This window comes from Bacteroides sp. HMSC067B03 (assembly GCF_001811315.1).
Lineage (GTDB): Bacteria > Bacteroidota > Bacteroidia > Bacteroidales > Bacteroidaceae > Bacteroides > Bacteroides faecis.
This window is the reverse complement of sequence record NZ_KV804409.1, coordinates 1-3,016: the sequence shown is the minus strand read 5'-3', so window position 1 is coordinate 3,016 and position 3,016 is coordinate 1. Positions and strand designations below refer to the sequence as shown.

Genomic DNA, 3,016 nt, shown 5'->3' with positions numbered 1-3,016 from the left:
TTGCTTCCGTTGCTTCTATATTCATTCCGGTGGAGTGTGATGTAAGTAGGGGAAATAATGAGAGACAGATTGAAAAGGTGAAGGAAAAGCTATATGCTACTTCTATTTTAGGCTTAAATAAAGGCTATACACTCCATTTAGACGGGGTATATAGCCTTTATTAATTTAGATATAGAAATACATTACAGCGGCTTAAAATGCTATTTTCGTACGCTTCGAATAAGCACTCCTTGTTGTATGATCGCTTTTTTAGTAGCGAAGGAAACACCATCAGACAACCCCTTGTGACGTAGGGTTTCTTCCGTAATACCTATCTCTTCAGCAGTAAATTCAGAATAGATTGCTGATATAGAACCAAAAAATCGGCTTGTTTTTTTGAAAATGAGATGAACATGTATAACCTTAGTCTCTTTAGCCATGACCTTACTTTTAGATATTTATAATACTAAAACCTCCATATAGTTACTATATAGAAGTTTTTCTAATTGCAAATATACGAAATAAACAAAGAAAATAAGATGTATTTTTGTTTATTTCGTGATAAATACAGACTTATGGAAAAGATTTAATTTATTGTTAAAATAGTCTATACCCATGCCATCACCCTTTAAACACCCATTAGAAAATGAGAACAAAATGTGAATATCACCCATTAAACACCCATTAAAAAAGAAGTGTTTTTATTGTTGAGTTTTACCCTATAATACTGGTATATGCATTGAGTTATACCCTATAATACAACTTTTAGGGATGTGGATATTTTAATAATATACTGAAATACATGTGTTTATAACAAAAAAATAATATTTGATATTAAGTTAACCTTTTCATAAGTAGGGACATTTGACTTTTCAAAGCATCCACATCGTCTTCTAAATGGTTTACTTTATCATAATATGTCGCGTTAATATTAGGCATCTTTGCGCTTAAATACCATTCCACATATAGTATAGTATTAATCTCATCTTCCATCAAATTGAAGTTTGGGTAATTAGCTTTATCAACATTATCAGAGGTACAAACTATAAAACCATGTTCATGAAATCTGTTTTTTATGCGTTTCACGTAAGCACGTCCACTTCTGTCGCTTAGCACATATACATGATTGTCTTTAATTTCATTCCATTCACTTCGATCCAATAATCTTAAGATGAGATATGAACAATCTAATAATGTCGGAGACATACTTTCTCCCCGTACTTTAACACAGAAATATTTTCTATTCCTATGTAGCATATTGTAAGGAAGCCTAATAGTTTCCACAACTTCTATAAAATCAGGATTTTCACATCCATAACCTGCAGCTACAGATATATCAACGATAGGGATTGACTTAAATTCCGACTCTATTGGAATGATTTTAGAAATTTTCGTTTGATTGTCATCACGCAGCATTGAGCCACATCCGGCAAGCAACCAATCCGTAGAGATATCGCTATAATACGAGAGAAATTTCAATAGGTTATCTTCAGACATTCCATTCGGTTGACTCAATACACCATTGGTTATGCCTGTGTTTTTATAACATTCATACTTTGTAATCCCTTTAAAATCTAAATATTGCAGAATCCTCTGCTTTAATACTGAAAAATCTCTCGTATTTTCTTTCATAATTGAAATATCTCTATTATATTTGCAGCGTGTTACAGATTAACAGCGCTCAAATGTATGAATAATTACTCTAAAATAAAAAGGTATGAAACAAATAATTGAATTAAGAGACACCGAAAAACGAAAGATGATTGCAGAAGCATTTGGAATATCTCTCGCAAATCTTAGTCAAATACTCCGTTTCAAACGGAACGGAAAGAATGCAGAAGCAATTCGCAAAATGGCACAAGAAAATGGCGGTATTAAATATACCGAAGGTAATGAATCATCCAAAGTGAAGGTTTTAGATTCTCGCGGAAATGTCACAAGTATTATCAATCAATAATTTATCTGCGATATGAAAACTATTAGATTTATTCAAAACGTGATGGTAGGAGTTGGCGTAGTCACTGCTATCGCATTAGTTGACCAGATAGAGGTTGAACCATCAAATATGTGGGCAGCTATTGTGATAACAATTCTTTCTGTAATCATTGTCATAGAACGAGAACTAAGATCGAATAACTAATAACAGAACGCAAGAATAGAACTTCCTTCAGGATAGCAACTATTAATTTGAATTTGCCATGTATTTCAATTGGTAATAGTAGAAAGATTGGGAAGTAGCTACAATTCCGGGGCAGTGCCGGAACTTGCACAAATAATAATATTAATATAATGGCTGAGATATTTAATAATCGGATTTGCGTGTTTGCGAATGAATTAATCATCTTCAATCCCAAAACGCAAGTTGGGAGTGAAGATGGGTTCATTCCTGAAGGAACATACTATTCGATGGCGAGGAACGGACAACTTATCGTACTCCGTCGTGGTATTCCTGGATGTCCTGCCCTAGTAGATTTTGAAACCATGAGAAAGGATGTAAAAAAAGAGTACATTGTACGTAAGGGTGATCCCCGTGCGGAAATTGCTGCAAAAACGCAGAAGTCTGTACTGGAAGATGCGATTGTCTACAGCAATGCCGCCTACGAGTTTTTCAGTGTAAAATACCGTTATGACGGTGACAAGAAGCTGCCACCCGCGAAGATTGACGAATATACCCTTAACGTACGCATCATGAACGCGCTCCTGTCCCTTCGCGATGGGCGTAAAGCGAACTCGATAGGTGGCGGAAGTACACGGATTAACGTTTGGGAGAAACTTTGTAAATTGAGCAATGACCTGCTGACACTGAAAGACCCGAACGGTCGTGATATTTTTCCCCATAACCTACCAAAGAACTGGAAGGCTTTGAAACGTAAATGCGAGCAATATGAAGCGGCACGACGGATCAGCGAAGAAGAAGGCTATCGCAGTGTCATTCATAAATCGTATGGCAATAAATACGCGGCAGTCGTAATGAACGAGGATGCGAAGGCGGTGATGCATAAGTTAATCAGTATGCATAACAATCTGAATAATGTTC

At 35.6% G+C, this 3,016-nt stretch carries 3 protein-coding genes and 1 pseudogene; 2 read left to right on the top strand and 2 right to left on the bottom strand.

Annotated features, from left to right (window positions below):
- Window positions 1-200 precede the first annotated feature (200 nt).
- Together HMPREF2794_RS18105 and HMPREF2794_RS18100 are read right to left on the bottom strand one after the other, a co-directional pair.
- On the bottom strand, window positions 201-419 hold the full coding sequence (locus tag HMPREF2794_RS18105; protein ID WP_070751996.1) for a hypothetical protein: 219 nt from the start codon (window positions 417-419) through the stop codon (window positions 201-203).
- 394 nt (window positions 420-813) lie between these two features.
- A complete protein-coding gene (locus HMPREF2794_RS18100) occupies window positions 814-1,611 on the bottom strand; it encodes a S24 family peptidase (RefSeq protein WP_070752132.1) in 798 nt (265 codons plus the stop codon).
- Window positions 1,612-1,696: 85 nt separating this feature from the next.
- On the opposite strand from HMPREF2794_RS18100, the gene HMPREF2794_RS18095 reads away from it, so the two are divergent.
- Together HMPREF2794_RS18095 and HMPREF2794_RS18090 are read left to right on the top strand one after the other, a co-directional pair.
- On the top strand, window positions 1,697-1,936 hold the full coding sequence (locus tag HMPREF2794_RS18095; protein ID WP_070752131.1) for a hypothetical protein: 240 nt from the start codon (window positions 1,697-1,699) through the stop codon (window positions 1,934-1,936).
- A gap of 332 nt (window positions 1,937-2,268) precedes the next feature.
- Window positions 2,269-3,016, top strand: a pseudogene (locus HMPREF2794_RS18090) (hypothetical protein); the annotation flags it as partial.